At 66.3% G+C, this 23,146-nt stretch carries 18 protein-coding genes, 1 tRNA gene and 3 pseudogenes; 13 read left to right on the top strand and 9 right to left on the bottom strand.

The genetic code is table 11. The features are described from left to right. Positions 1–65: 65 nt before the first annotated feature. Positions 66–272, bottom strand: a pseudogene (locus tag W7U_RS25060) (cyclodehydratase); the annotation flags it as partial. Here W7U_RS25060 and W7U_RS25055 point away from each other — a divergent pair. After that, positions 270–512 (top strand): annotated as a pseudogene (locus W7U_RS25055) (cyclodehydratase); the annotation flags it as partial. The pseudogenes W7U_RS25060 and W7U_RS25055 sit on opposite strands and share 3 nt — an antisense overlap. On the opposite strand, the pseudogene W7U_RS26250 reads toward W7U_RS25055, so the two are convergent. Continuing rightward, positions 503–652: pseudogene (locus W7U_RS26250) on the bottom strand (cyclodehydratase); the annotation flags it as partial. The pseudogenes W7U_RS25055 and W7U_RS26250 overlap by 10 nt on opposite strands. Positions 653–688: 36 nt before the next feature. Continuing rightward, the gene (locus tag W7U_RS15630; RefSeq protein ID WP_008259627.1) at positions 689–2,065 is read right to left on the bottom strand and encodes a zinc-dependent metalloprotease; all 1,377 of its coding nucleotides are present in this window, start codon (positions 2,063–2,065) and stop codon (positions 689–691) included. 106 nt (positions 2,066–2,171) lie between these two features. On the opposite strand from W7U_RS15630, the gene W7U_RS15625 reads away from it, so the two are divergent. Beyond that, positions 2,172–3,194 (top strand): PDZ domain-containing protein, encoded by a 1,023-nt coding sequence (locus W7U_RS15625; protein ID WP_008259626.1) that lies wholly within the window; start codon positions 2,172–2,174, stop codon positions 3,192–3,194. Positions 3,195–3,267: 73 nt separating this feature from the next. Then, positions 3,268–6,249: a UPF0182 family protein gene (locus W7U_RS15620; protein ID WP_008259625.1), complete on the top strand. Its 2,982-nt coding sequence runs from the start codon at positions 3,268–3,270 to the stop codon at positions 6,247–6,249. A gap of 3 nt (positions 6,250–6,252) precedes the next feature. On the opposite strand, the gene W7U_RS15615 is transcribed toward W7U_RS15620, so the two are convergent. Beyond that, positions 6,253–7,233 carry a GlxA family transcriptional regulator gene (locus W7U_RS15615; protein ID WP_020823342.1) on the bottom strand — a complete coding sequence of 327 codons (981 nt, stop codon included), beginning with the start codon at positions 7,231–7,233 and terminating at the stop codon, positions 6,253–6,255. Positions 7,234–7,334: 101 nt separating this feature from the next. Here W7U_RS15615 and W7U_RS15610 point away from each other — a divergent pair, with 101 nt between their 5' ends. From W7U_RS15610 to W7U_RS15595, 4 genes are all read left to right on the top strand, one after another. After that, on the top strand, positions 7,335–7,985 hold the full coding sequence (locus W7U_RS15610; RefSeq protein WP_008259620.1) for an HD domain-containing protein: 651 nt from the start codon (positions 7,335–7,337) through the stop codon (positions 7,983–7,985). 19 nt (positions 7,986–8,004) lie between these two features. Then, positions 8,005–8,700 carry a nitroreductase family protein gene (locus tag W7U_RS15605; RefSeq protein WP_008259616.1) on the top strand — a complete coding sequence of 232 codons (696 nt, stop codon included), beginning with the start codon at positions 8,005–8,007 and terminating at the stop codon, positions 8,698–8,700. A gap of 17 nt (positions 8,701–8,717) precedes the next feature. Next, the gene (locus W7U_RS15600) at positions 8,718–9,254 is read left to right on the top strand and encodes a cupin domain-containing protein (protein WP_008259615.1); all 537 of its coding nucleotides are present in this window, start codon (positions 8,718–8,720) and stop codon (positions 9,252–9,254) included. A 95-nt stretch (positions 9,255–9,349) separates the two neighbouring features. After that, positions 9,350–9,426: transfer RNA gene (locus tag W7U_RS15595), tRNA-Met, on the top strand. Between the two features lie 392 nt (positions 9,427–9,818). Here W7U_RS15595 and W7U_RS15590 read toward each other — a convergent pair. Beyond that, positions 9,819–12,209, bottom strand: coding sequence for a DEAD/DEAH box helicase (locus W7U_RS15590; RefSeq protein WP_051070692.1), 2,391 nt, complete (start codon positions 12,207–12,209; stop codon positions 9,819–9,821). A 207-nt stretch (positions 12,210–12,416) separates the two neighbouring features. Here W7U_RS15590 and W7U_RS15585 point away from each other — a divergent pair, with 207 nt between their 5' ends. The 3 genes from W7U_RS15585 to W7U_RS15575 all read left to right on the top strand — a co-directional run bounded on the left by W7U_RS15585 (position 12,417) and on the right by W7U_RS15575 (position 15,322). Continuing rightward, complete coding sequence (locus W7U_RS15585; protein WP_008259605.1) at positions 12,417–12,986, top strand: type IV toxin-antitoxin system AbiEi family antitoxin domain-containing protein; 570 nt, start codon at positions 12,417–12,419, stop codon at positions 12,984–12,986. Beyond that, positions 12,976–13,926 carry a nucleotidyl transferase AbiEii/AbiGii toxin family protein gene (locus tag W7U_RS15580; RefSeq protein ID WP_008259603.1) on the top strand — a complete coding sequence of 317 codons (951 nt, stop codon included), beginning with the start codon at positions 12,976–12,978 and terminating at the stop codon, positions 13,924–13,926. Before W7U_RS15585 ends, W7U_RS15580 begins: the two co-directional genes overlap by 11 nt. Positions 13,927–14,542: 616 nt before the next feature. Beyond that, positions 14,543–15,322, top strand: a complete 780-nt coding sequence (locus W7U_RS15575; protein ID WP_008259601.1) for an RsiV family protein — start codon at positions 14,543–14,545, stop codon at positions 15,320–15,322. Positions 15,323–15,333: 11 nt separating this feature from the next. Here the strand turns inward: W7U_RS15575 and W7U_RS15570 are convergent, their stop codons facing one another. Next, complete coding sequence (locus W7U_RS15570; RefSeq protein WP_008259599.1) at positions 15,334–15,822, bottom strand: glutathione peroxidase; 489 nt, start codon at positions 15,820–15,822, stop codon at positions 15,334–15,336. Positions 15,823–15,842: 20 nt separating this feature from the next. After that, positions 15,843–16,379: a hypothetical protein gene (locus W7U_RS15565; protein WP_008259597.1), complete on the bottom strand. Its 537-nt coding sequence runs from the start codon at positions 16,377–16,379 to the stop codon at positions 15,843–15,845. A gap of 271 nt (positions 16,380–16,650) precedes the next feature. On the opposite strand from W7U_RS15565, the gene W7U_RS15560 reads away from it, so the two are divergent. Together W7U_RS15560 and W7U_RS15555 are read left to right on the top strand one after the other, a co-directional pair. Further along, on the top strand, positions 16,651–17,943 hold the full coding sequence (locus tag W7U_RS15560; protein WP_008259594.1) for an MCE family protein: 1,293 nt from the start codon (positions 16,651–16,653) through the stop codon (positions 17,941–17,943). A gap of 314 nt (positions 17,944–18,257) precedes the next feature. Continuing rightward, complete coding sequence (locus W7U_RS15555) at positions 18,258–19,565, top strand: MCE family protein (protein ID WP_008259593.1); 1,308 nt, start codon at positions 18,258–18,260, stop codon at positions 19,563–19,565. A 50-nt stretch (positions 19,566–19,615) separates the two neighbouring features. On the opposite strand, the gene W7U_RS15550 is transcribed toward W7U_RS15555, so the two are convergent. Together W7U_RS15550 and W7U_RS15545 are read right to left on the bottom strand one after the other, a co-directional pair. Further along, the gene (locus W7U_RS15550) at positions 19,616–20,533 is read right to left on the bottom strand and encodes a DMT family transporter (RefSeq protein ID WP_008259591.1); all 918 of its coding nucleotides are present in this window, start codon (positions 20,531–20,533) and stop codon (positions 19,616–19,618) included. Positions 20,534–20,634: 101 nt separating this feature from the next. After that, positions 20,635–21,510 carry an oxidoreductase gene (locus tag W7U_RS15545; protein ID WP_008259588.1) on the bottom strand — a complete coding sequence of 292 codons (876 nt, stop codon included), beginning with the start codon at positions 21,508–21,510 and terminating at the stop codon, positions 20,635–20,637. A 186-nt stretch (positions 21,511–21,696) separates the two neighbouring features. Between W7U_RS15545 and W7U_RS15540 the strand changes: the two genes are divergently transcribed. Beyond that, positions 21,697–22,728: a diacylglycerol kinase family protein gene (locus W7U_RS15540; protein WP_008259586.1), complete on the top strand. Its 1,032-nt coding sequence runs from the start codon at positions 21,697–21,699 to the stop codon at positions 22,726–22,728. The last annotated feature ends 418 nt before the right edge of the window (positions 22,729–23,146 follow it).

The raw sequence follows: 23,146 nt of genomic DNA, 5'->3' as shown, positions 1-23,146 counted from the left end.
TCGACGCGGCGTTAGAGCGTGCCACGGCGCTCTGGAACTCGAAGTACTTACACTGAGTGCTTAACTAGGCAGCTCGTCACGCCGGGGATCACCAGCGGGCCCACCGATCCGATGCCGTCGCGCACCCGCACCAATAGATGCGCGACGCCCTGGTCGTGCATGTCGCGCACCACCCGCGGGTCGGTGACCAGGTAGTCCGACAACACGACCAGGTCGACGTCGCCGGCCGACACCGCGGCGTGCGGTTGGCTGCTGTGCGCGATCCGGGCGCCGAACTGGCCACGCTGTTGCGGTCCATGTCGTCCCCGACCCCGCTGCCGGAGCTACAGCGGCGGGCGCTCGACCGTGGCCTGACCGACGCCGACGGCCTGAGAAGCCTGGTGGCGCAACTCGTCGGCGCCGGGGTGGCGACCGAATGCAAGCGACCGCGCGGCCGCGCCCCGTCGCTGCGCGTGCACAGCCGCCGGCCGCTCTCGGAGCTGCCGATGGAGTCATTGCGCTGCTCGGGCGCCGCCAAACCGCCCGGAGGACGTACCAGCACCGCGCGACGGGGATCCCAGCCGACCTGCACCGCGCCGTCGGGCCGCAGCAACACCGGCATCGCCGGGTCCAGCGCGTAGGTGGACAGCGCGGCCTGGCACTGCTGAGTCACCGCGCAACTGTGCCACGGCGGGGGCGACGGCCCCGTTCAGTTGTCCACAGGGCCGTCGGAGTCGGGGTCCTCGCGCTCGAGTTTGGCGATCGCCTCGTCGATGCCGCTGGTGTCACCACCGATGACACGGTCGATGAAACCGGCGGGCTCATCGAGGTCCTCGGCGTCGGGCAGCAGGTCGGGGTGCTGCCAGATGCCGTCGCGGGTGTCGACCCCGGCGGCCTGCGTCAGGCGCTCCCAGAACGCGGCGGCTTCACGCATCTTTCGCGGCCGCAGCTCCAGCCCGACCAGCGTCGCGAAGGTCTGCTCGGCCGGGCCGCCGCTGGCCCGGCGCCGGCGCAGCGTCTCGCCGAGCGCGCCGGCGCCGGGAATCCGGTCGCCCAGCGCGGCGGCCACGACCACCTGCACCCACCCTTCGATCAGGGCGAGCAACGTCTCCAGGCGCTCCAGCGCCTGCGTCTGCGCGGGCGTGGCCTTGGGCTCGAATACGCCTTGCCTAAACAGGTTTTCGATCGCCGCCGGATCCGACAGCGACGCCGGATTGAAGTCGCGGGCCAGCTCCTCGATTCCCGACATGTCGATCTGCATGCCCATCGCGTAGGCCTCGACCGCTCCCAGCAATTGGCTCGACAGCCACGGGACGTGGCTGAACAGCCGGTGGTGGGCGGCCTCGCGCGCGGCCAAAAAGGTCAGGATCTCGCTGCGCGGACGCTCGAGCCCGGTGGTGAACGACTCGACGGCGTCGGGCATGATCGCCGCAATTCCCTTGGGCCCCAACGGTAAACCGATATCGGTCGACGTCAGCACCTCCCGGGACAACCGCCCCAGCGCCTGCCCCAGCTGCGAGCCGAACGCCATGCCGCCCATCTGCGACATCATCTGTAGCAGCGGGCCGGCCATGCTCTTGGCTTCCTCGGGGAGCGACGCCGCCCACACCGTCGAGATCTGTTGGGCCATCGGGTCACACAGCCGCTTCCACGTCTCCAATGTGTTGTCCACCCAGTCGGCGGGAGTCCATCCCACCGCCTTGGCGGTGCCCGCGGGCAGCGCCGTCGCTCCGTCCAGCCAGGTTTCGGCCAGGTGCACCGCGTCGGCGATCGCCGAATTCGTCGTATCCGGCACCGGCGCAACGAAGCCGATCGAGTTCGAGGCGACGCGCCGCGCCAGTTCGTAATTGACCGGTCCCGAAGCCGTTCCGCCGGGTCCGACGGCTCCGGCGCTGCTGAACATCTGACCCAGCTGGGTGAAGATCTGGCCCAGGTCACCCATGCCGAAGTCCCCGCTCATGCCGAACGCGGCGAACGGGTCGGACGGGTTCGAACCCGAGTCGGGATCTTTTTTCCCGTGTTTGTCGGGGTCCTCCCCGGAGGAGAAGCCGAACGGCAGGTCAGCCATGACCCCAACGGTACTCACCGTGGGATCGGAAGGCGCGCGACGGCGGGTCAGCTTGTAGCTGAACCTCGTACCGGGGGCCTTGCAGCCGAATGACCGGCGACGCGCTCCGTCTAGTGTATTCGGCGTGAACAGGCGCATCCTGACCCTGATGGTCGCGCTGGTGCCGATCGTGGTGTTCGGTGTGTTGCTGGCGGTGGTGACGGTGCCGTTCGTGTCGCTGGGTCCCGGCCCCACCTTCGACACGCTCGGCGAGGTCGACGGCAAGCAGGTGGTGGCGATCCAGGGCACCCTGACGCATCCGACCACCGGTCACCTGAACATGACGACGGTGTCCCAGCGCGACGATCTGACGCTGGGCGAGGCGCTGACGCTCTGGCTTTCGGACACCGAACAGCTGGTGCCGCGCGACATCATCTATCCGCCCGGCAAGTCGCGGGAGGAAGTGGACAAGGCCAACAGCGCCGACTTCAAGCAATCCGAGGACAGCGCCGAATACGCGGCGTTGGGTTATCTGAAATATCCGTCGGCGGTGACGGTGGCGAAGGTCCCCGAACCCGGTCCCTCGGCGGGCAAGCTGAAGGCCGGCGACGCCATCGACGCGGTCAACGGCACCCCGGTCGCGACCGTCGACGCCTTCACCGGGCTGCTGAAGAACACCAAACCCGGTCAGACCGTGACGATCGACTACCGCCGCAAGAACGAACCCGCCGGTGTGGCGCAGATCACGCTGGGCTCCAACAAGGACCGCGACTACGGCTACGTGGGCGTCGCGGTGCTCGACGCGCCGTGGGCGCCGTTCGTCGTGGACTTCAATCTCGCCAACATCGGCGGCCCGTCCGCCGGACTGATGTTCAGCCTGGCCGTGGTCGACAAGCTGACCACCGGTGGCCTGGCCGGGTCGAATTTCATCGCGGGAACCGGGACCATCACCGCCGACGGCAAGGTCGGCCAGATCGGCGGCATCACCCACAAGATGGTCGCCGCGCACGCGGCCGGGGCGACGGTGTTCCTGGTGCCGGCGAAGAACTGCTACGAGGCCAGTTCGGACAATCCGTCCGGCCTGCGGCTGGTCAAGGTCGAGACGCTCAGCCAGGCGGTAGATGCGCTGCACGCGATCACGTCCGGTGGGCAGCCGCCGAGTTGCTAGGCAAGCGCGGGATCGCCGGTTGTGCAGTGCGTAGAGTTGTCACCGTCTAGCAATCGATCAGGGAGCGTAGCCAGTGGGGATGCGGCCCACCGCAAGAATGCCGAAGCTGACTCGGCGTAGCCGGATTCTGATCCTGATCGCACTGGGTGTGATCGCTCTGCTGCTGGCGGGCCCGCGGCTGATCGACGCCTACGTCGACTGGCTGTGGTTCGGCGAGCTTGGCTACCGGTCGGTGTTTTCCACCGTGCTCGTCACCCGATTCGTGGTCTTTCTGATCGCGGGCCTGCTGGTGGGCGGCATCGTGTTCGCCGGGCTCGCGGTGGCCTACCGCACCCGACCGGTGTTCGTGCCGAGCAACGACAACGATCCGGTGGCGCGCTACCGCGCCCTGGTCCTTTCCCGGCTGCGGCTGGTAAGCGCCGGCGTCCCGGTGGCGATCGGCCTGCTGGCCGGAATCATCGCCCAAAGCTATTGGGTGCGGATCCAGCTGTTCCTGCACGGCGGCGACTTCGGCATCAAAGACCCGCAGTTCGGCAAGGACCTCGGCTTCTACGCGTTCGAGTTGCCGTTCTACCGGCTGCTGCTGTCCTACCTATTCGTGGCGGTGTTCCTGGCGTTCGTGGCCAACCTGTTGGCCCACTACATCTTTGGCGGCATTCGGCTGTCCGGACGCACCGGCGCGCTGAGCCGGTCGGCGCGGATCCAGCTGGTCACCCTGGTCGGTCTGTTGGTGTTGCTCAAGGCGGTCGCCTACTGGCTGGACCGCTACGAGCTGTTGTCGCACACCCGCGGCGGCAAGCCCTTCACCGGCGCCGGATACACCGACATCAACGCCGTGCTGCCGGCGAAGCTGATCCTCATGGCGATCGCGCTCATCTGCGCGGGCGCGGTGTTCTCCGCGGTCGTCCTGCGGGACTTGAGGATTCCCGCGATCGGCCTGGTCCTGTTGCTGCTGTCGTCGTTGATCGTGGGCGCCGGCTGGCCGTTGATCGTCGAGCAGATCAGCGTCAAACCCAATGCCGCGCAAAAGGAAAGCGAATACATCAGCCGCAGCATCGCCGCGACGCGGCAAGCCTACGGCCTGACCGCCGACGTGGTCACCTACCGCAACTACACCGGCGACGCGCAGGCCACCGCCCAGCAGGTCGCCGACGACCGCGCCACCACCTCCAACATCCGGCTGCTCGACCCGACCATCGTCAGCCCGGCGTTCACCCAGTTCCAGCAGGGCAAGAACTTCTACTACTTCCCCGACCAGCTCTCCATCGACCGCTACCTGGACCGCAACGGGTCGTTGCGGGACTACGTCGTCGCGGCCCGCGAACTCAATCCCGACCGCCTCATCGACAACCAGCGCGACTGGATCAACCGGCACTCGGTCTACACGCACGGCAACGGGTTCATCGCGTCACCGGCCAACACGGTGCGCGGAATCGCCAACGACCCCAACCAAAACGGCGGCTACCCCGAATTCCTGGTCAATGTCGTCGGCGCCAATGGCAACGTGGTTTCCGACGGTCCCGCGCCGCTCGACCAGCCGCGCGTCTATTACGGGCCGGTTATCTCCAACACGGCGGCGGACTACGCGATCGTCGGGCGCAACGGCGCCGACCGCGAATACGACTACGAGACCAGCAACGAAACCAAGAACTACACCTACACCGGACTCGGCGGCGTCCCCCTCGGCGACTGGCTGTCGCGCAGCGTGTTCGCCGCCAAGTTCGCCGAGCGGAACTTCTTGTTCTCCAACGTGATCGGCTCGAACAGCAAGATCCTGTTCAACCGTGACCCGGCGCGGCGGGTGGAGGCGGTGGCGCCGTGGCTGACCACCGACAGCGCGGTCTATCCGGCGATCGTCAACAAGAGACTGGTGTGGATCATCGACGGCTACACCACGCTGGACAACTACCCGTATTCCGAACTCACGTCGCTGGAGTCGGCGACCGCGGACTCCAACGAGGTGGCGTTCAACAGGCTCGCACCCGACAAGCGGGTCTCCTACATCCGCAACTCCGTGAAGGCGACCGTCGACGCCTACGACGGCACCGTCAGCCTGTATCAGCAAGACGAGCAGGATCCGGTGCTCAAGGCGTGGATGCGGGTGTTCCCGGGAACCGTCAAGCCCAAGAGCGACATTACCCCCGAGCTGGCCGAGCACCTGCGCTATCCCGAGGACCTGTTCAAGGTGCAGCGGATGCTGCTGGCGAAGTATCACGTCAACGATCCGGTGACGTTCTTCTCCACGTCGGACTTCTGGGACGTGCCGCTGGACCCGAACCCGACAGCCAGCAGCTATCAGCCGCCGTATTACATCGTCGCGAAAAACATTGCGAAGAACGACAATTCGTCGTCGTATCAGTTGACAAGCGCGATGAACAGGTTCAAGCGCGACTATCTCGCCGCCTACATCAGCGCCAGCTCCGACCCGGCGACGTACGGGCGGATCACCGTGCTGACCATCCCGGGCCAGGTCAACGGGCCCAAGCTCGCCAACAACGCCATCACCACCGACCCGGCGGTGTCCCAGGACCTCGGGGTGATCGGGCGCGACAACCAGAACCGGATCCGGTGGGGCAACTTGCTCACGTTGCCCGTGGGGCAGGGCGGGCTGCTCTATGTCGAACCCGTGTACGCCTCCCCGGGGGCCAGCGACGCGGCGTCGTCCTATCCGCGGCTGATCCGGGTGGCGATGATGTACAACGACAAGATCGGGTACGGCCCGACGGTGCGCGACGCGCTCACCGGGCTGTTCGGCCCCGGCGCGGGCGCGGCGGCAACGGGCATTCAGCCCACCGAGGCGGGGACCCCGGCGGCGAATCCGCCGCCCAGCGCGCCGGCGCCGGCCGCGACGCCGGGATCGCCGCCGCCCGCGGCCGTTCCGCCGGCGCCGGACGGGTCGGTGGCGTTGTCACCGGCCAAAGCGGCTGTACTGCAAGAGATCCAGGCGGCGATCGGCGCGGCCAAGGACGCGCAGAAGAAGGGCGATTTCGCAGGCTACGGCGCGGCGCTGCAGCGGCTTGACGACGCGATCACCAAGTACAACAACACCAAATAGCCTTCAGGCGTAAGCCGTTCGGAACCTGTCCCGGTACGCCTTCGGGCTGATGCCCAGGTGGTTGACGAACGCGCGTCTCAGCGTCTCGATGCTTCCGAAACCGGCCATGCCCGCGGTCTCGGTGACGGAACGGCCGGCTTCGAGCGCGTTGCGGGCGAAATCCACTCGAACCAGTTCGACGTAGCGTGCCGGAGTCATCCCGAGCTCGGATTGGAACAGCCGGGTCAGCTGCCGTGTGCTCAACGATGCCAGGGCCGCAAGCCTTTTCACGCTGTAGTCGGCGCCGGGGTTGGCGGCGATCGCCTCGGTGACCGCGCGCAGCGGCGACTGCGGCGGGGGATCGGCCTCGACCAGCACCGAAAATTGTGATTGGCCGCCGGCCCGCTTCAGATAGACGACCAGCCACCGGGCCACGTCGCGGACCAGGTCGGTCCCGTAATCCATTTCGACCAGCGCCAGCGCCAGGTCGATACCCGAGGAGATCCCGGCCGAGGTGAACACGTCGCCGTCGCGGACGAAGATCGCGTCGGGCTCGACGGTGACGTCCCGGAAGGCGCGGGACAGACGCCGGGCGTCGTGCCAGTGCGTGGTGGCGCGTCGGCCGCTGAGCAGGCCGGCCTGCGCGAGGATGAACGACCCCGTGCAGATGGACGCCATCCGTCCGGTCCGCGCGGCCACGGACCTGACGGCCTCGACCAGCGCGGGGTCGATCGGTCGCCCGGGCAGGTGGTCGCTGCCGGCCACCAGGACGATATCGGCGGAGTCGATGGCGGCGAGGCGATCGGTGACCCCCAACCGGGTCCCGATCGAGCTCGTCACGTCGGCGCCGTCCACCGACGCGACCTTGAGCCGGTAGTCGGCGCCGAACCGGTTGGCCTCGACGAAGACCTCACCCGCCCCCGCGACGTCGAGCAGCGTCACCCCGTCGAAGACGACGATGACCACCACCCGCGAATGCTTTCCCTCTTGAGCCACGTCAGCCATTGTGTCGCTTTCTGAGGAGTTGACGGCTCAAACGAGCGGCGTCGGATCGAGCGGACCGTCGCACACTGGGCACGACCGTCACCGCAGAAGGAGACAAGACCATGACCACCAGTTCGATCGACGCCATCGCCGGCATCCACGTGCCCGACACCGCGCTGGCGCGCGAGGTCACCGACTTCATCCGCGACACCGAAGACGAGTTGCTGTTCAACCATTCCCGGCGGGTGTTTTTCTTCGGCGCCCTGCAGGGTTTGCGCCGCGGGATCCACCCCAACCTGGAACTGCTCTACGTCGCCGCGATGTTTCACGACGTCGGCCTGACCGAGCACTACCGCAACTCGACCGTCCGCTTCGAGGTCGACGGCGCCAACGCGGCGCGCGACTTCCTGATGGACGCCGGCGTCGACAAGGCCGACGCCGACACGGTGTGGCTCGGCATCGCCCTGCACACGACGCCCGGCGTGCCCGAGTTCCTGGCGCCCGAAGTCGCCCTGCTGCAGGCCGGCGTGGAAGTCGACGTGGTCGGCGTCGGGCACGAGCAGCTGGCTTCCGAGGCGCTCGCCGCGGTGACCGCCGCCCACCCGCGACCTGATTTCAAGAACCGCATTCTGGCGGCATTCAACGACGGCATGAAGCACCGCCCGCGGACCACCGACGGCACCATGAACGCCGACGTCCTGGCGCACTTCGATCCCGCCTTCGCGCGCGTCGACTTCGTCGACAAAATCCTGCACAACAGCTGGCCGGAATAGCCCGGAACGGAGTAGACAGATGGACATCCACGAAGCGCTGTACACCACCAGGATGATGCGGCGACTGCGGCCGGATCCGGTTCCGCTGGACACGCAGGCCCGCATCCTCGATGCGGCCATTCGCGCCCCCAACGGGGCCAACACCCAACGCTGGCACTTTGTCGCCGTTGACGATCCGGCACTCATCCACCAGTTCGCTGACCTGTTCCGGCGGGCCCGCGCGCTCGAATACGAGAAGTACGGGGCGGGGACGGGACCGATGGTGGCGTCCGCGCCTGGAGCCGACCCGGCCGCCCACGCCGAGACGATGCGCCGAATCAAGGGGTCGGGGGATTACCTGGCCGACCATTTCGACGAAATTCCCTTGTTGCTCTTCGTCTTCGCGATCGACGACCTCGGCGGAGCTAACATCTTCCCGGCGATCTGGAGCGTGCTGCTCGCCGCCCGCGCCGAGGGTGTCGGCGGCGTCATGACGATGGTGCTCCGCAATTTCGCGGATCAGGTCAACGAGTTGCTGGGCGTCCCCGTCGAGGAGGGCTGGACGATGTCGGCGATGCTGGCGCTCGGCTACCCAAGGGGCAAATGGGGTGTCGCGGCCAATCGGCATCCCGTGCACGAGGTTTCGTCCCGAAACGGCTGGTACATGCCGTTCGGTGTCGAAGTGCCGCAACCGCTTTGGCCGCCGCAGGACACAGCGACCGCGGTCGGGTTCTGAATAAGGAGGAAGATCAGATGAGCGACGCGAACGACATCGGGGTCACGGTGGTCCAGCCCGGGGAAGGCGATTACGTTGCCCTGCCCGGTTTTGGGGCCGTCTTCAAGCTGTCCGGCAAGACCAACGGCGGCGAGGTGTCCATTGTCGAGCACCCCTTTGCGGTCGGTCTGCTCACCGCGGCGCACCGGCACACCCGCGAGGACGAGCATTCGATCGTGCTGGCGGGCGAGATCGGCTTCCGCTCCGACGACAGCGAGGTCGTCCTGGGGCCCGGCGGTTACATCACCAAGCCCCGCGGGCAGATGCACGCGATGTGGAACGCCGGCAGCGAGCCGGGCCGCATCATCGAGGTCATCACGCCCGGTGGTTTCGAGAACTATTTCCGCGAACTCGGTGAACTGCTCCTCGAGCACGCCGACGACCCGGCCGGCAGGCCACTGCACGAGTTGCCCGAGTTCGGCGAACTCGCCGACAAATACGGGCTGACCTACGGGTCACCGGACTGGATGGACGACATCGCGCAGCGCTACGGACTGAACCCGCCATCCCACTGAACGGGCACTGCACGGGCACTGAACGAGGCCGCTCACCCCGCTGAGCGCCCGATTTGGTCGCCGTGACACCGGTTCGGTAACCTGGCATTCACCAACGCGGGGTGGAGCAGCTCGGTAGCTCGCTGGGCTCATAACCCAGAGGTCGCAGGTTCGAATCCTGTCCCCGCTACCAGCGGAAATGGCCCCCGGAGATATCTCTCGGGGCCATTTTCATGCCGTATGGACACGTATTTGGACACATTCGCTTTTGCTGATCCTCCCTGAGCGGTCGCGGATCTTCCTGGTAGTGGGCGACTTATCTGAGTATCGGTCAATGGACAAGGGTTGCTAGGTTGGCCCGGAAAATCCGCTGAAGCGCGACATCGGCGGAGACCTCGCATCGGCCGGGTACACCGCCCGTGCATGCGCCGGATCGGCGGCATCGCGTCGGACTCTGGAAGACCGTTGGAGGGTGGGATGTGACCGCTGAGAGCGTTGGCTACTCGGGCCGTCGGGCGCGCCTATCAAGAACACCTTGCCGCCCGCGCTGTGTATGAGTTGCTCAGCCGTACTGGTCGGCGACGCCTATCGGAGCAGTGTTCTGGGGTCGGGGAAGCCCAGTTTGGTGTAGCCGGGCGCACGCTTTCGCAGCGAAGAGGCGAGTACTGGGGTGAGTTCGTCGTAGTAGTCGTGCACGGTTGCGGCGGACTTGGCGGCGTGGGGCCGGGTGACGCGCCCCACGTATTGGACGAGTCGGTTCTTGAACGTGATTGGAGCGGCGAGAAACAGCGTGTCCAGGGCCGGACAGTCGAATCCCTCGCCGATGAACGAGCTGGTGCCGACGATCAGCAAGGGCCCGTCGTCGGCGGTGTGGTTGGCGAGTTGCTGAGAGATCTCGCGGCGCTGGCGCGCCTTCATCTGGCCGCTCAGCACGACGACATCCTTCCCGACGTTTCGGAGTCGTTCGGCGATGGCGTTGAGGTGATCGATCCAGGTGGTAAGTACGAGGATGTTGGCGCCGTCGGCGTGAGCGCAGAGGACGTCGGCGATGATCTGCTCAAGCCGGCCCTCGTCGGCAATGAGGGCTCGGTAGATCTCGGCCATTCCGCCTGGCGCACTGGGATCGGCTTGCCCGGTGTAGCGGAACTGGGTGGGATGGACGTGTAGGAGGGGGTGCGGTGCGAGCAGGTCGGTGCCTGCCGAGGGGAATTGGCCGGCGGTAGGGCCTTCGAGGGTGACGTGATGTGATCCGAGTTGGTGGTAGATGAGGTCTTCGAGCCCGTCGCGGCGTTCAGGTGTGGCAGTGAGCCCGAGCCAGTATTTTGCGGGTATTCGATTGAGGACATGGAAGAACGCGCTGGCGGCGATGTGGTGGCACTCGTCGACGACGACGAAACCGTAACCGGCGGTGAGAGCTTCGATGTTGTCGCGGCGCGCGAGGGTAGGTAGCAGCGCAATGTCGATAATGCCGGTGGTTTTGGATCGGCCGCCGCCGATCTGTCCGCACTTGAATCCGAGATGCTTCTGTAAGCGGTCACGCCATTGGTCGGCCAGTGCTTTGCGGTCGACCAGGATGATGGTCGAGGTGGCGCGGGAAGCGATGGCGGCGCAGGCAATCACCGTCTTGCCCAATCCAGGAGGCGCGATCAGCACGCTGGTGTCTTCGTCAATTAATCGCCGGACTGCGTCGGCCTGTTCGGACCTGAGCTCGGTTGAGCAGATGAATTCGTGACTGTCGCCGATGGCGCGCTTGTCGTCGATGTGCAACGTACTTCCCGCTGACTCGACCAAGTCGGTGAGCAGCCCGTACAGGCCACGAGGCAGCACAAGATCGCCCTCGACTGTCTCGTCGTAGCTGTACAGGAACCGCGGAGTATCCCAGGTGCTGCGTCGAGCGCGCTGGCGAGCATCAAACTCGGGATTGCGGATGGAGGCGGCGTGCTTGACAGCAGCGATCATCGCGGGTCCGAGATCGCTGGCAGTCAGAGTGATTCGGGATGTGAACGTCGCCCGGATGATCGCTGCCGGCCTGGGAACGATTTTCGACGAAGTGGGTAGCTGCAGCCGACGCACACGATGGCCGAACAGCGGATCGGGCAGAGTGCGAGCGAGCGCGGCCACGTCCTTGTGCGACAGCCTTGCGATGCTGGACAGGTAGGCCCATTGGTCGTCGAATGGTTCCAGCGTTGCAGGGTCGAGGAACAGCGTTGTGCCGTGCTGTCGGCGTTTGCCGTTGAGGGGGGCGGCGATGAGGTTGCCCATGCTGCGGCCGGTGTGGATATCTTGGGAGGGAAACAGCCGGTCGTAGCTGCTGAGATGCATGCTGCCGCGGAGTTGGAAAGCCTCGCCGAGCAGGCTGGTCGCGATGTTGCGGGCTGTTGCCGCCGACATAGCCTGTGCGAAGAAGATCCATACGTGCGCACCTCGGCCCGACTGCGACACCTCTAAAGCTGCCGGAACATTGTGGGCTCGTGCGGCTTTCATATAAGCCAGCGCATCGAGCATTGCGGCCTCCTTGTCGAAGTCGGCCGCGACCCACCAGCAGGTGTCATCGTCGCCAAGCGGATACAGGCCTATATGAACCTCCCCGCGCAGGTGTTGGTCGACGACGTCCGGAGTCAGTGGAAGATACGGTGCGTCGGCGCGGTTCATGCCCTTGCGCCAGTAGCCGCGGATGGCCGGCATCCAACCGGATCGGCCGTCGCGGCGGTTCTCCCAACGCAGCGCGTAAACGTCGGAGCGACAACGAAACAGATCGAGGAAGAAGCGAACCTTAGCTTCGGGCACCGACCTCATACTGACCGGCGACTCCGGCGCGCCAGACAGGGTGGCTTGATCCGGATCCGCCGCTCGCGCCTGCTCTTCGCTGAGTTTCAGTAGCCGACGCAAGCGCACATTGTCGGTGCGCAACGTCTCCAACTCACCGGGGAACCGCTCCTCCACAACCACAGTCTGCCGGTCCGTTAGCTCGGCCATGCGGGCCGATGGCGTCAAGCTATCGACTGCGCAAACGGTGAAGCGAGGGTCGGGCAGCCGCCTCGGTAAGACGGTCAGATTAGGGCGCGCGAAGGGGGGCTCTCGACCATGTCGAGTCCCGAGGTGCCGTCTAGCCGCGAAATAGATGAGGTACGTTGGACCCGACGCTAGGTGGCGATAGTATCACGATTTCGTTATACTTTTGCCATGCAGACAAAGCCGCTGGCGCGGGACGAGCTCTGGGAGGTTGCGACCACGCAGCTCGGGTTCGTGACTGCTCAGCAGGCTGCAGATCTGGGTGTGGGCAAGGGTGCGCTGCAGATGCTTGTGCAGCGGGGCACGCTGATGCGTGTTGCGCACGGGGTTTACCGGTTCCCGAAGTATCCGGTCGGGCAGTACGACCCCTACATGCTTGCCGTGCTGTGGACGCGAGCACCGGAGGCGTGTCTGAGCCATGAGACTGCGATGGACGCCTATGGCATCAGCGACGTCAACCCGAACCGTATCCACATCACCGTCGCCAAGCACCGGCGGCTGCGCCGTGCGGGTGGCGAGGACTACGTGCTCCACCGGGAGGACCTCGCGCCAGCGCAGATCGGCTGGTGGCAGGAGATTCCCACCGTCACGGCGGCGACAGCCGTTGCCCAGTGCATCGCCTGCGGCACACCCACCTACCTGCTGCGGCAGGCCCTCGACCGGGGGCATGTCCAGGGCTATTTGAAGACCGCCGAGCGTGACGAGTTGGCCAGGGCATTGGACGCTCGCGATGGGCGATGACCGTATTGGCTCACGGCTCGCCGACCTGCTGCACACGCTGAAGCCGAAGACGAAGCAGCCTGCGTCGGTGACCGTCCTGAACAACTGGATTGCCCAGGCCGAAGGCAAACTCGGCGCGGAGGCCAAGGGCGGCAGGCTTGGCTGGCTCGTCGCTTCGTCGGTCGCCATCGCATGTGTCCAACGCGCAATCGACGTCGACGGCAGGCAACTGTTCCTCCTCAAGGGCGGCGCCCTGCTGCAGCACCGCTTGCCCGCCACCGCCCGCACCACCAAGGATGTCGACGGGCTCGTCCGCGGTGACCTGGACGCGTTTCTTCTGGCCTTGGAGGACGCGCTGGCCGAGCCATGGGGCCCTCTGATGTTGCGCCGGGGCGAGGTCGAGGTCGTCAACGTTCCCACCAGGATCATCAAGCCACGTCGGTTCGACATCATTATCGAGTTCCGAGGTGTCACCTGGAGGCGCATCCAGTTCGAGGTCTCACCCGACGAGTCAGGCATCGGCGGGGACTTCGAGTCCATCGAGCCGCCGCCACTGAGCGGGTTTGGCCTGCCGGACCCCGACACCCTCGTTGGGATCGCCATGCGCTTCCAGATCGCGCAGAAGATTCACGCGGTTTCCGATCCTCATGAACCGCCGGACTCCATCAACGATCGTGCCCGCGACGTTGTGGACCTGCTCCTGTTGCGTGACCTCGCGGCCGCGACCGGAAGCCCGACGCTGGCCGAGATCCGTGCAGCTGGTGCGGCCGTCTTTCAGGCCCGAGCCGACGAAGCCTTGCAACTCGGTTTGCCGGCGAGGACGTGGCCGCCGACGGTGACCGGACACGACCACTGGGGTCACGATTACAAGCGGGCTGCCGCCTCAGCCAGCGTCGAGCTGTCGCTCGACGCGGCCGTCGCTGAGATCAACGCCTGGATCGCCGAGGTCGACAAGGCATGACGCCAGCCCTATGTCAGATCGCGCCGAAAGTTGCTGCGCGTGAACGGATTTGTGAACGAACCGGCGGAACCGGTGAGATGGCGTGGTATCTACCGTGACGACCCGGACGGGGAGATTAATCATGAGCTGCACGTGAGACCTGCGGATCTGTGTGAAACGTCCACCGGTTAGCGAGCACGCGTCTGAACACGCCATGCCCGAATATGGAGGCTTACCGGCAAGGTGCCCTCGAGGTGGCTGGTCGGCTGCACTTGCCACTTGGCGCGTTTGGCCACGGATTTGGACACGGAACACGGTGGAACTGACGCGAATAAGCGGGCCGGGGCGAGACAGGCTGGACGGCTGACAAGAGGCTGATGTGGACGTATGAGTCCGATCGCGGTGACGGAGACCGCAACCGGTCAGCTCATAACCCAGAGGTCGCAGGTTCGAATCCTGTCCCCGCTACCAGCGGAAATGGCCCCCGGAGACTTCTCCCGGGGCCATTTTCATGCCGCCGCGACCACGAGCTCATCAGCCGTCTCAGGAAGTCCGGCAATCATGGGTGGCGGCGTGATGGCATATCTTTACCTCCATCCGTCGCATCGGTACCGCGAGTTGTCGGAGGAGATCCCACATGCGCAGCATCCAGGTGGCAGCGTCCGCCACGGCCCTCGTTCTCTTCGGCTCGGTCGGCGTCGCCGCCGCCGCGCCGCCGAAGGACTACTGCGCCGAGCTCAAGGGCGCCAACACCGGCCAGGCATGCCAGATCCAGATGGCCGACCCCGGCTACAACGTCAACATCAGCTTCCCGGTCAACTACCCCGACCAGAAGTCCGTGGCCGACTTTATCACCAAGGAGCGCGACGATTTCCTCAACGCCGCCAAATCGTCCGCACCCCGCGACCAGCCCTACCAGCTGACCATTTCGTCGACGAATTACGGGTCGGCGATACCACCGCGCGGCACCGAGGCCGTGGTGTTCAAGGTCGTCGAGAACACCGGCGCCCCCAAGACGACGTTCAAGTCGTTCAACTGGGACCAGACCTATCGCAAGGCGATCGTGTGGACCGCCGCCTCGGACGACAAGAACAACACGCCCTTGTGGCGCGTCGACGACCCGCTGCAGACCGTCGCGCCGATCGTGCAGAGCGAGCTGCAGAAGCAGGCCGCGCCGCCCGCGAACCCGGCGCAGACCCCGCCGGCGAACCAGCCGCAGACCACACCGCCCGCGAACCAGACGCCGACGGCGCCGCCGGTGGCCATCGCGCCGGCCGCCGCCTACGACCCGGCGAACTACCAGAATTTCGCCGTCACCAACGATGGCGTGATCTTCTTTTTCGACCAAGGTCGCATGGTGCCCGACGCCACTCAGGTGTTGGTGCCGCGCTCCGCGATCGACCCGATGCTCGCCTAGCGAGCGCCGACCTACCGCGGCAGCACGGCCTCGATGGCGCTGATGACCTCGGGGGCGTCGGGCTCGGTGCGGGGCCGGAAGCGCTGCACCACCGCACCGTCGGGTGCGAGGAGGAACTTCTCGAAGTTCCACTGGATGTCTCCCGCCTGGCCGTCGGCGTCGGCGGCTTTGGTCAACTCGGCGTAGAGCGGGTGGCGGCCGTCGCCGTTGACGTCGGTCTTCGCCAGCAACGGGAACGTCACCCCGTAGGTCGTCGAGCAGAACTCCTGGATCTCGTCGGCCGTGCCGGGTTCCTGTCCCATGAACTGGTTACACGGGACGCCGACGACGGTCAGGCCGCGGTCGCGGTAGTCCTTGGCCAGCTTCTCGAGCGCCGTGTACTGCGGAGTGAGCCCGCATTTGGAGGCCACGTTGACGACGAGCGTTGCGCCGTCGGACAATTCGGCCAGCGTGGTGGGCCGGCCGTCGAGGGTGTTCAGGGCGATGTCTTTGAGGGTCACGCCGACGACGCTAACGCAGATCAGAGCCAACCGGTACGGGCGGCGGCAACCGGCTCGGCGGGTTCGGGGGCCAGCTCCCCGTCCCGCACACCGTCGAGCAACCGCTTCACCGCGGCGACGATCTCCGGCGCCGCGGCGGCGAGCCCCTTCTTGTCGGCCTCGCTGACCGCGTCGGCGTCGACGCCGGCCCGGGTCAGCACGGCGGACGGGTCGGCCAGCTGCTCGGCCAGCCACGACACCGGGTCCGCTGAGAGCTCCGGGACGAAGTGCCGGCGTCCGGGTTCCCAGCCGTCGAAACGCGGGTGGTGATGGGCCCGGTCCAGCGTCCCCGGTGGGCTCTCCGTCGATCCGAAAAGGTCCACCCGCCACACCGGGCGGGTGAAGGCGATCGGGACGCCGGCATAGATCGAGCCCTGGGGCTCGGCCCGGTCGACGAGGCGCAGTTCCAGTCTGACGCCCCGCTCCGGGGTTTCCTGACCTTCGAGCGGGGACGGGTCGACGAAATACATGTCGCCGACGACCACACCCAGGGATTCGAATCCGAACGCTGCGAGCATTGCGCACCTCTCCTTACCGCTACCCGAGCGTAGACCCGCACGCGGACGGGTGCGCCGCCACCGAAGAGGGGACGCGCCAGCGCGTCTCGTAAAGTTGAGCGCTGGAACAGGCGCCAACACGAATTTTGTTAATGGCGGTTCGCATAAGTGCGGGCGTCGCGGTAGATTTTAATGATCTTTCTATCAAGGGCTCCTGGTATCGGCTCTGACCCGGGGGAGAACGTAAGGGGCGGCGACGGTGGTGTCGAGACAGCAGAGTCCCGGTTCACCTGTGCAGATCAACTCGCAGCGGACCCCGCCCTATAAGTGGATCGCGGTCGCCACCCTGCTCGTGCTCGCGATGATTTTGGCCTTGGTGTATGGGCAGTTCCGGGGCGACTTCACCCCCAAGACCAACCTGACGATGCTGGCGTCGCGGGCCGGTCTGGTGATGGATCCGGGGTCGAAGGTGACCTATAACGGGGTGGAGATCGGCCGTGTCGGCAAGATCGCGGAGACGGTGCGTGATGGCAAGCCGGCGGCGAAGTTCACGCTGGAGGTCTATCCGCGGTATTTGAAGCTGATCCCGTCGAATGTGAATGCCGATATCAAGGCGACGACGGTGTTCGGTGGCAAGTATGTGTCGTTGACGACGCCGGCGCATCCGTCGCCGCAGAAGATCACCGCGCATACCGTGCTGGATGCGCGTTCGGTGACCACCGAGATCAACACGTTGTTTCAGACGATCACCTCGATCGCGCAGAAGGTCGATCCGGTCAAGCTGAATCTGACGTTGAGCGCGGCGGCGCAGTCGTTGGCCGGGTTGGGGGACAAGCTGGGGCAGTCGGTGGTCAACGCCAATACGCTCCTCGACGACGTGAATCCGCGGATGCCGCAGGCGCGCAAGGACATTCAGCGGTTGGCGGCGCTGGGGGACACCTATGCGGACGCGTCACCGGATCTGTTCGACTTCTTGAACAACGCGGTGGTGACCTCGCGCACGATCAACGCGCAGCAAAAGGATTTGGATCAGGCGCTGTTGTCGGCGGCGGGGTTCGGCAACACCGGGGCCGAGCTGTTCACCAAGGGCGGCCCGTATCTGGCGCGTGGCGCGGGCGACCTGGTGCCGACGGCCCAACTGCTCGACACCTACAGCCCCGAACTTTATTGCACCTTGCACAACTACCACGACATCGTGCCCATCACCGGCGCCTCCGAAGGTGGCTTCAACGGCTACTCGCTGAACATGAACACCGAGGTCACCTCGGGCCTAGGTCTGTTGCTCAATCCGGTCGCCACCGTCCCGGTCATCGCGTCGCTCCTGGGCGGCATCGCCGGGGTGGTCGGCGGGGCGCCCAACCCCTACATCTGGCCCGAGAACCTGCCACGCGTGAACGCCCGCGGCGGCCCCGGCGGCGCCCCGGGTTGCTGGCAGCGGGTCACCCGCGACCTGTGGCCCGCGCCCGAACTCGTGATGGACACTGGCAACAGCCTTGCGCCCTACAACCACCTGGACACCGGATCGCCGTACGCGATCGAGTACGTCTGGGGCCGCCAGGTCGGCGACAACACCATCAACCCGTAGCACGCGAAAGAGTTGCCGGGAACCATCATTCGCGTGGCGCCACGGTCGGCGGCCCCGCCGCGCGGCGCGATAGTTCGGCGTTGCTTTGTTCGTGCCACCGCGTCGCGGTACATTGCACTGGTCTTCGTTATTGCATCTGTGTACAGAGCCCCTGGTAACGGGCAGTGAGTCGGGGGAGTGATTTGCCGCAGCGCCGCCAGGCCGCGGCACCGACGTGAGGGGCCAGCTGTGGCGACGGTGGGTTATGAATAACCAACCGCATGCCTGGCTGCCGCCCAGCGCGGAATCGACCTTCGGATTCGTGGTGTAGCGCCATGGAAGGTTCACCCGTTCAGATCAACGACTCCCGGGTCCCGCCCTACAAGGTCTACACCTTTGTCGTTGTGGTGGTGCTCGCGGTGATCTTCACCTTGGTGTACATCCAGTTCCGAGGCGGCTTCACGCCGAAGACCGAGTTGACGATGCTGGCGTCGCGGGCTGGGTTGGTGATGGATCCGGGGTCGAAGGTGACCTACAACGGGGTGGAGATCGGCCGTGTCGGCAAGATTGCGGAGACGGTGCGTGACGGCAAGCCGGCGGCGAAGTTCACGCTAGAGGTCTATCCGCGGTATTTGGCGTTGATCCCGTCGAATGTGAATGCCGATATCAAGGCGACGACGGTGTTCGGTGGCAAGTATGTGTCGTTGACGACGCCGGCGCATCCGTCGCCGCAGAAGATCTCGGCGCACACGGTGCTGGATGCGCGTTCGGTGACGACCGAGATCAATACGTTGTTTCAGACGATCACCTCGATCGCGCAGAAGGTGGATCCGGTCAAGCTGAATTTGACGTTGAGCGCGGCGGCGCAGTCGTTGGCCGGGTTGGGGGACAGGTTCGGGCAGTCGGTGGTGAATGCGAACGCGGTTTTGGATGAGGTGAATCCGCGGATGCCGCAGGCGCGCAAGGACATTCAGCGGTTGGCGGCGCTGGGCGACACCTATGCGGACGCCTCGCCGGATCTGTTCGACTTCTTGAACAACGCGGTGGTCACCTCGCGCACGATCAACGCGCAGCAAAAGGATTTGGATCAGGCGTTGTTGTCGGCGGCGGGGTTCGGCAACACCGGCGCGGACCTGTTCACCAAGGGCGGCCCGTACCTGGCGCGCGGGGCCGCCGACCTGGTGCCGACGGCGCAGTTGCTCGACACCTACAGCCCCGAGATCTATTGCCTGATGCGCAGCGAAGTCGATGCGCTGGGCCCCACGGGCGCGGCCGAAGGCGGCTTCAACGGCTACTCGCTGAACATGGACACCGAAGTGCTCTCCGGGCTCGGACTGATCGCGAACCCGGTGTCCGCGGTGCCCGTCATCGCGTCGCTGGTGGGCGGTGTCGCCGGGGTGGTCGGCGGGGCGCCCAACCCCTACATCTGGCCCGAGAACCTGCCACGCGTGAACGCCCGCGGCGGCCCCGGCGGCGCCCCGGGTTGCTGGCAGAAGATCAGCCGCGACCTATGGCCCGCACCCGAGTTGGTCATGGACACCGGCAACAGCATCGCGCCCTACAACCACCTGGACACCGGATCGCCGTACGCGATCGAATACGTCTGGGGCCGCCAGGTCGGCGACAACACCATCAACCCCTAGCAGCCGAAAAGCTTGCTAGAGGCGGCGATTCGCGTCCCGCTCCGGCCCGCTCACGCCTGGGTAGCGGCGGTCGGCCGCTCATTGGATTTCACGTCGCGCCCCGCACCGGCCGACACCGTGGCCGCCTCACCGCGCGCCAGGCCCACCGTCGCCACGATCACCACGACAGCCGTCACCGCCAGGACAAACCACTCCCAGCCGCCGGCCGCCAGCGTCTCGCCGAGCACGACGATCCCGAGGATCCCACCCACCACGGGCTTCGCCACGATGATCGTCGGCAGGGACGCGGTGAGCGCGCCGGCCCGATACGCCGATTGGTGATAGATCATCCCGGCCACCCCGCAGCCCACCAGGGCATAGAGCTCGAAGGATTGCCACACCTGGCCCGGGTGGCGCTCGAGGATGTCGACGACGCCCTTCATCAGGACCGCGAACACCGCCAGCAGCGATCCGGCCACCGCCGCCAGCAGCAGCGCCGCGACGGGACGATCCACCCAGATGCGGGCGCCCAACAAGCCCAGCAGCAACAGCGGGCCGATCACCGCGGCCACCACGAGCCACGTCTGCAGCGGCGCCCGCTGCTGACCGCCGGTCGGGTCTCCGATCGCGATCAGCACCGCCAGCGCGACCGCCAGCAGCAGCGCCCAGGTCCACTCCCGGCGCGTGATCGGGTGCTGGCTCATCCGCGCGTAAATCGGCAGCGCGAACAGCAGCGCCGTCACCTGCAGCGACATCACCAGCAACACCGAGCCCTTGTCGAGGGCGGCAGCCAGCAGCACGTAACTGCCGATGTCGCCCAAACCGCCCAGCCACCAGCGGGTGTCGCGCAGCAACATGCCGAACAACGTCAGGTGGCCCACCCGCCCGTCGGTGACCTCCTGCGCGGACCGCTGACGCACGACGTTGCCGATCGCGGATGCCAGCGCGGCACACAGGGCGAGAATGGCCGCCAGATGCACGTCGGACATGGCATAACCTCCTCACCCAGCTGGCTTGTGCTCGAACTACTAATTTAATCGCGGCGCCGACCCGCGCCCCGCGGTTGCCCAGCCGCACAGACGCGGCCCGCTCAGAGCGGGAATGCGGTTCCGGTGAGCCGCTCGGACAGTTCCCAGAGCGCGGCGGCGGTGCCCGCGCTCTTGGCCGGCCAGTTGCGCCACGTCGGTTGGGTGCGACCGTACAGCCCGAACCGCGGGCCGACGAAGGTGTTGCCCGGCAAATCCTGCGACACCGCGTACAACGTCTGGCGGGCGCCGAACTCCGCGTCGGTCGACACGATGCGGTCGACCGCCAGGACCGCCGCGTCGCCCAGTTTGCGGCCGGAGTTGCCTTGCAGGTTCGTGTGCGACCATCCGGGGTGGGCGGCCAGGGCGCGCAGCGACGCGCCGACGCCGTCCAAACGCCGCTGCAGCTCGCTGGTGAACAGCAGATTGGCCAGCTTCGACTGGCTGTAGGACAGCCAGGCCGAATAGGGCCGCGACTGAAAGTTCAAGTCTTTGAGGCTGATATAGCCGAAGTGGTGCATCAGCGAGGACACCGTCACCACGCGGTCGGTCAGCTTGGGCAACAGCAGGTTGGTCAAGGCGAAGTGGCCGAGGTGATTTGTGCCGATCTGACCCTCGAAGCCGTCGACGGTCACCGCGTGTTTGGTGGCCATGATGCCGGCGTTGTTGACCAGGACGTCGACGGTGTCGATGCCCTCGGCGAAGCGCCGCACCGACGACAGGTCCTGCAGATCGAGCTGGCGCACCTCGGCCCGACCGGGGCCGGCCATGCGGGCGGCGGCGGCGTGCCCCTTGTCGGTGTTGCGGACGGCCAGGATGACGTGGCCACCGACCCGCACCAACTCGCGGGCGGTGACCTCACCCAGCCCGGCGTTGGCGCCGGTGATGATGACGGTCCTTCCGGCGAACGAGGGCAGCTCCGCTGCGGTCCAATCGGCCATGGCAGACACCCTAACGACGCACCTGCCGGGCGCGCCGCTGGGCCGAGCGGCCGCGCGGTGGCGGTGAGGACGCATTGCTCGTCCGGCGGCGCTCGCAGGTATCGTGCCTGGGATGACCAGCGACATCCCACCGGCGCGGGTAGCACGACAGCGGTGTTTTGTCAGGTACGCGTGGGGGACCGCCGGATGTTTCTAGGCGTCATCGTCAATCCGAAAGCGCGGCGGAATCGTGCCGCGCCCCGCGGGCGCATCGACGAACTGCGTCGCCTCGTCGGTCCCTGGGGCGAGGTGCACGAGACCGCATCCATCGACGATCTCCGCGACACCATCGCGCAGATCGGTCCCCGCGTCACCCACCTGGTGGGCGACGGTGGCGACGGCGCGCTGCACTGGTTGATCAACGAAACCGAGCGATGCATCGGCGACCCGGAAAGCTGGCCGGCGTTCGTCCCGTCCAACGGGGGCAGCGTGAACGCGGTGGCCCGCAAGGCCCGGGTCCGCGGCCGGCCGGAGACGATCATCCGCGCATTGGTCGCCGCCGCCGAGGCCGATCAGCCTCCGCCCGAGATGCGGCTCGACACGCTGGTGCTCGACGGCGAAACCGCCGACGGCGTGGCGTTTCATCGCCTCTGCTTCGGGCTGGCCGCCGGCGGGGTCGGGAACCGCTTCTACGACCGGTATTACGACGCCCCCGATCACGGTCGGCTCGCCGTCGCGCGGGTGATCGCCCGCAGCTTCGGCGACTACATCACGTCCAAGATCGCCCCGAGCCGGGTCAAGACGCCGAACTACGCCTCGATCCTGTTCACCCCCACGAGCGCCCGCGTGGTCATCGACGGCGAGGAGGTCCCGTCGCGCACGCACAGCCTGCTGCACGCCGGCGCGATCGATCTGCGCATCGGCGGCCCGCTGCGGTTGTTCCCCAAGGCTGCCGAGCCGGGCGCGCTGCACTTTCAGGCCGGATACCTGCGGCCGTCGCGGATCGTGGCGCAGCTTCCCACGGCGCTGACCAACGGCATGCTCCGCGGCAACGGGCTGCGCGACGTCAACGGCCACGAGATGATCATCGAGGCCGAGGACGAGCCGCTGTCACCCATCATCGACGGGGAGCGCTTCCTGGGCATCGTGAAGCTCGTGGCCCGGGCGGGACCGCGGATCCGCATCGCGCAGGTCGCCCCGTCCACCATCGCCCGCGCGCACAGCGCGCCCGCGCCGTGACGCCTGTCACTTTTTAGTTCGCAATCCACTTCCGGCGCCTGGGCACAAAAAGCCCGGAAAATCGGATTTTGGAAATCTTTTCTGGCTCAGCGATTTGACCATAAGGTGACGCGGGTGAGAGGGTTATTATTGCGCGCGCCGCGGGACATATGAATTGCGTGAATTAGTACATCCGTACGTCAGTATCTGAGGAGCAATGTCGAGCATAATCCCTGGTCATCCACCACTGAGATACTGAAGTCCGTATCGACACAGATCAGGATTTATGCAATTAAATGCGCCGCTTAAGTCGAAGCTGTGAATGTGTTGTGCATAGCCCATTAATGCTGCTGGATGTTTTGCTCTTCACCGGCCGTCAGGGTTACATTGGTTTTATATTCATGACGGAAGTCGTTCCCGGGCTCAGCCCAAACCTGGA

The sequence above is a fragment of the Mycobacterium sp. H4Y genome (assembly GCF_000364405.1).
Taxonomy (GTDB): Bacteria; Actinomycetota; Actinomycetes; order Mycobacteriales; family Mycobacteriaceae; genus Mycobacterium; species Mycobacterium intracellulare.
The sequence above is the reverse complement of the archived record's forward strand: the minus strand, read 5'-3'. Positions and strand labels throughout refer to the sequence as shown.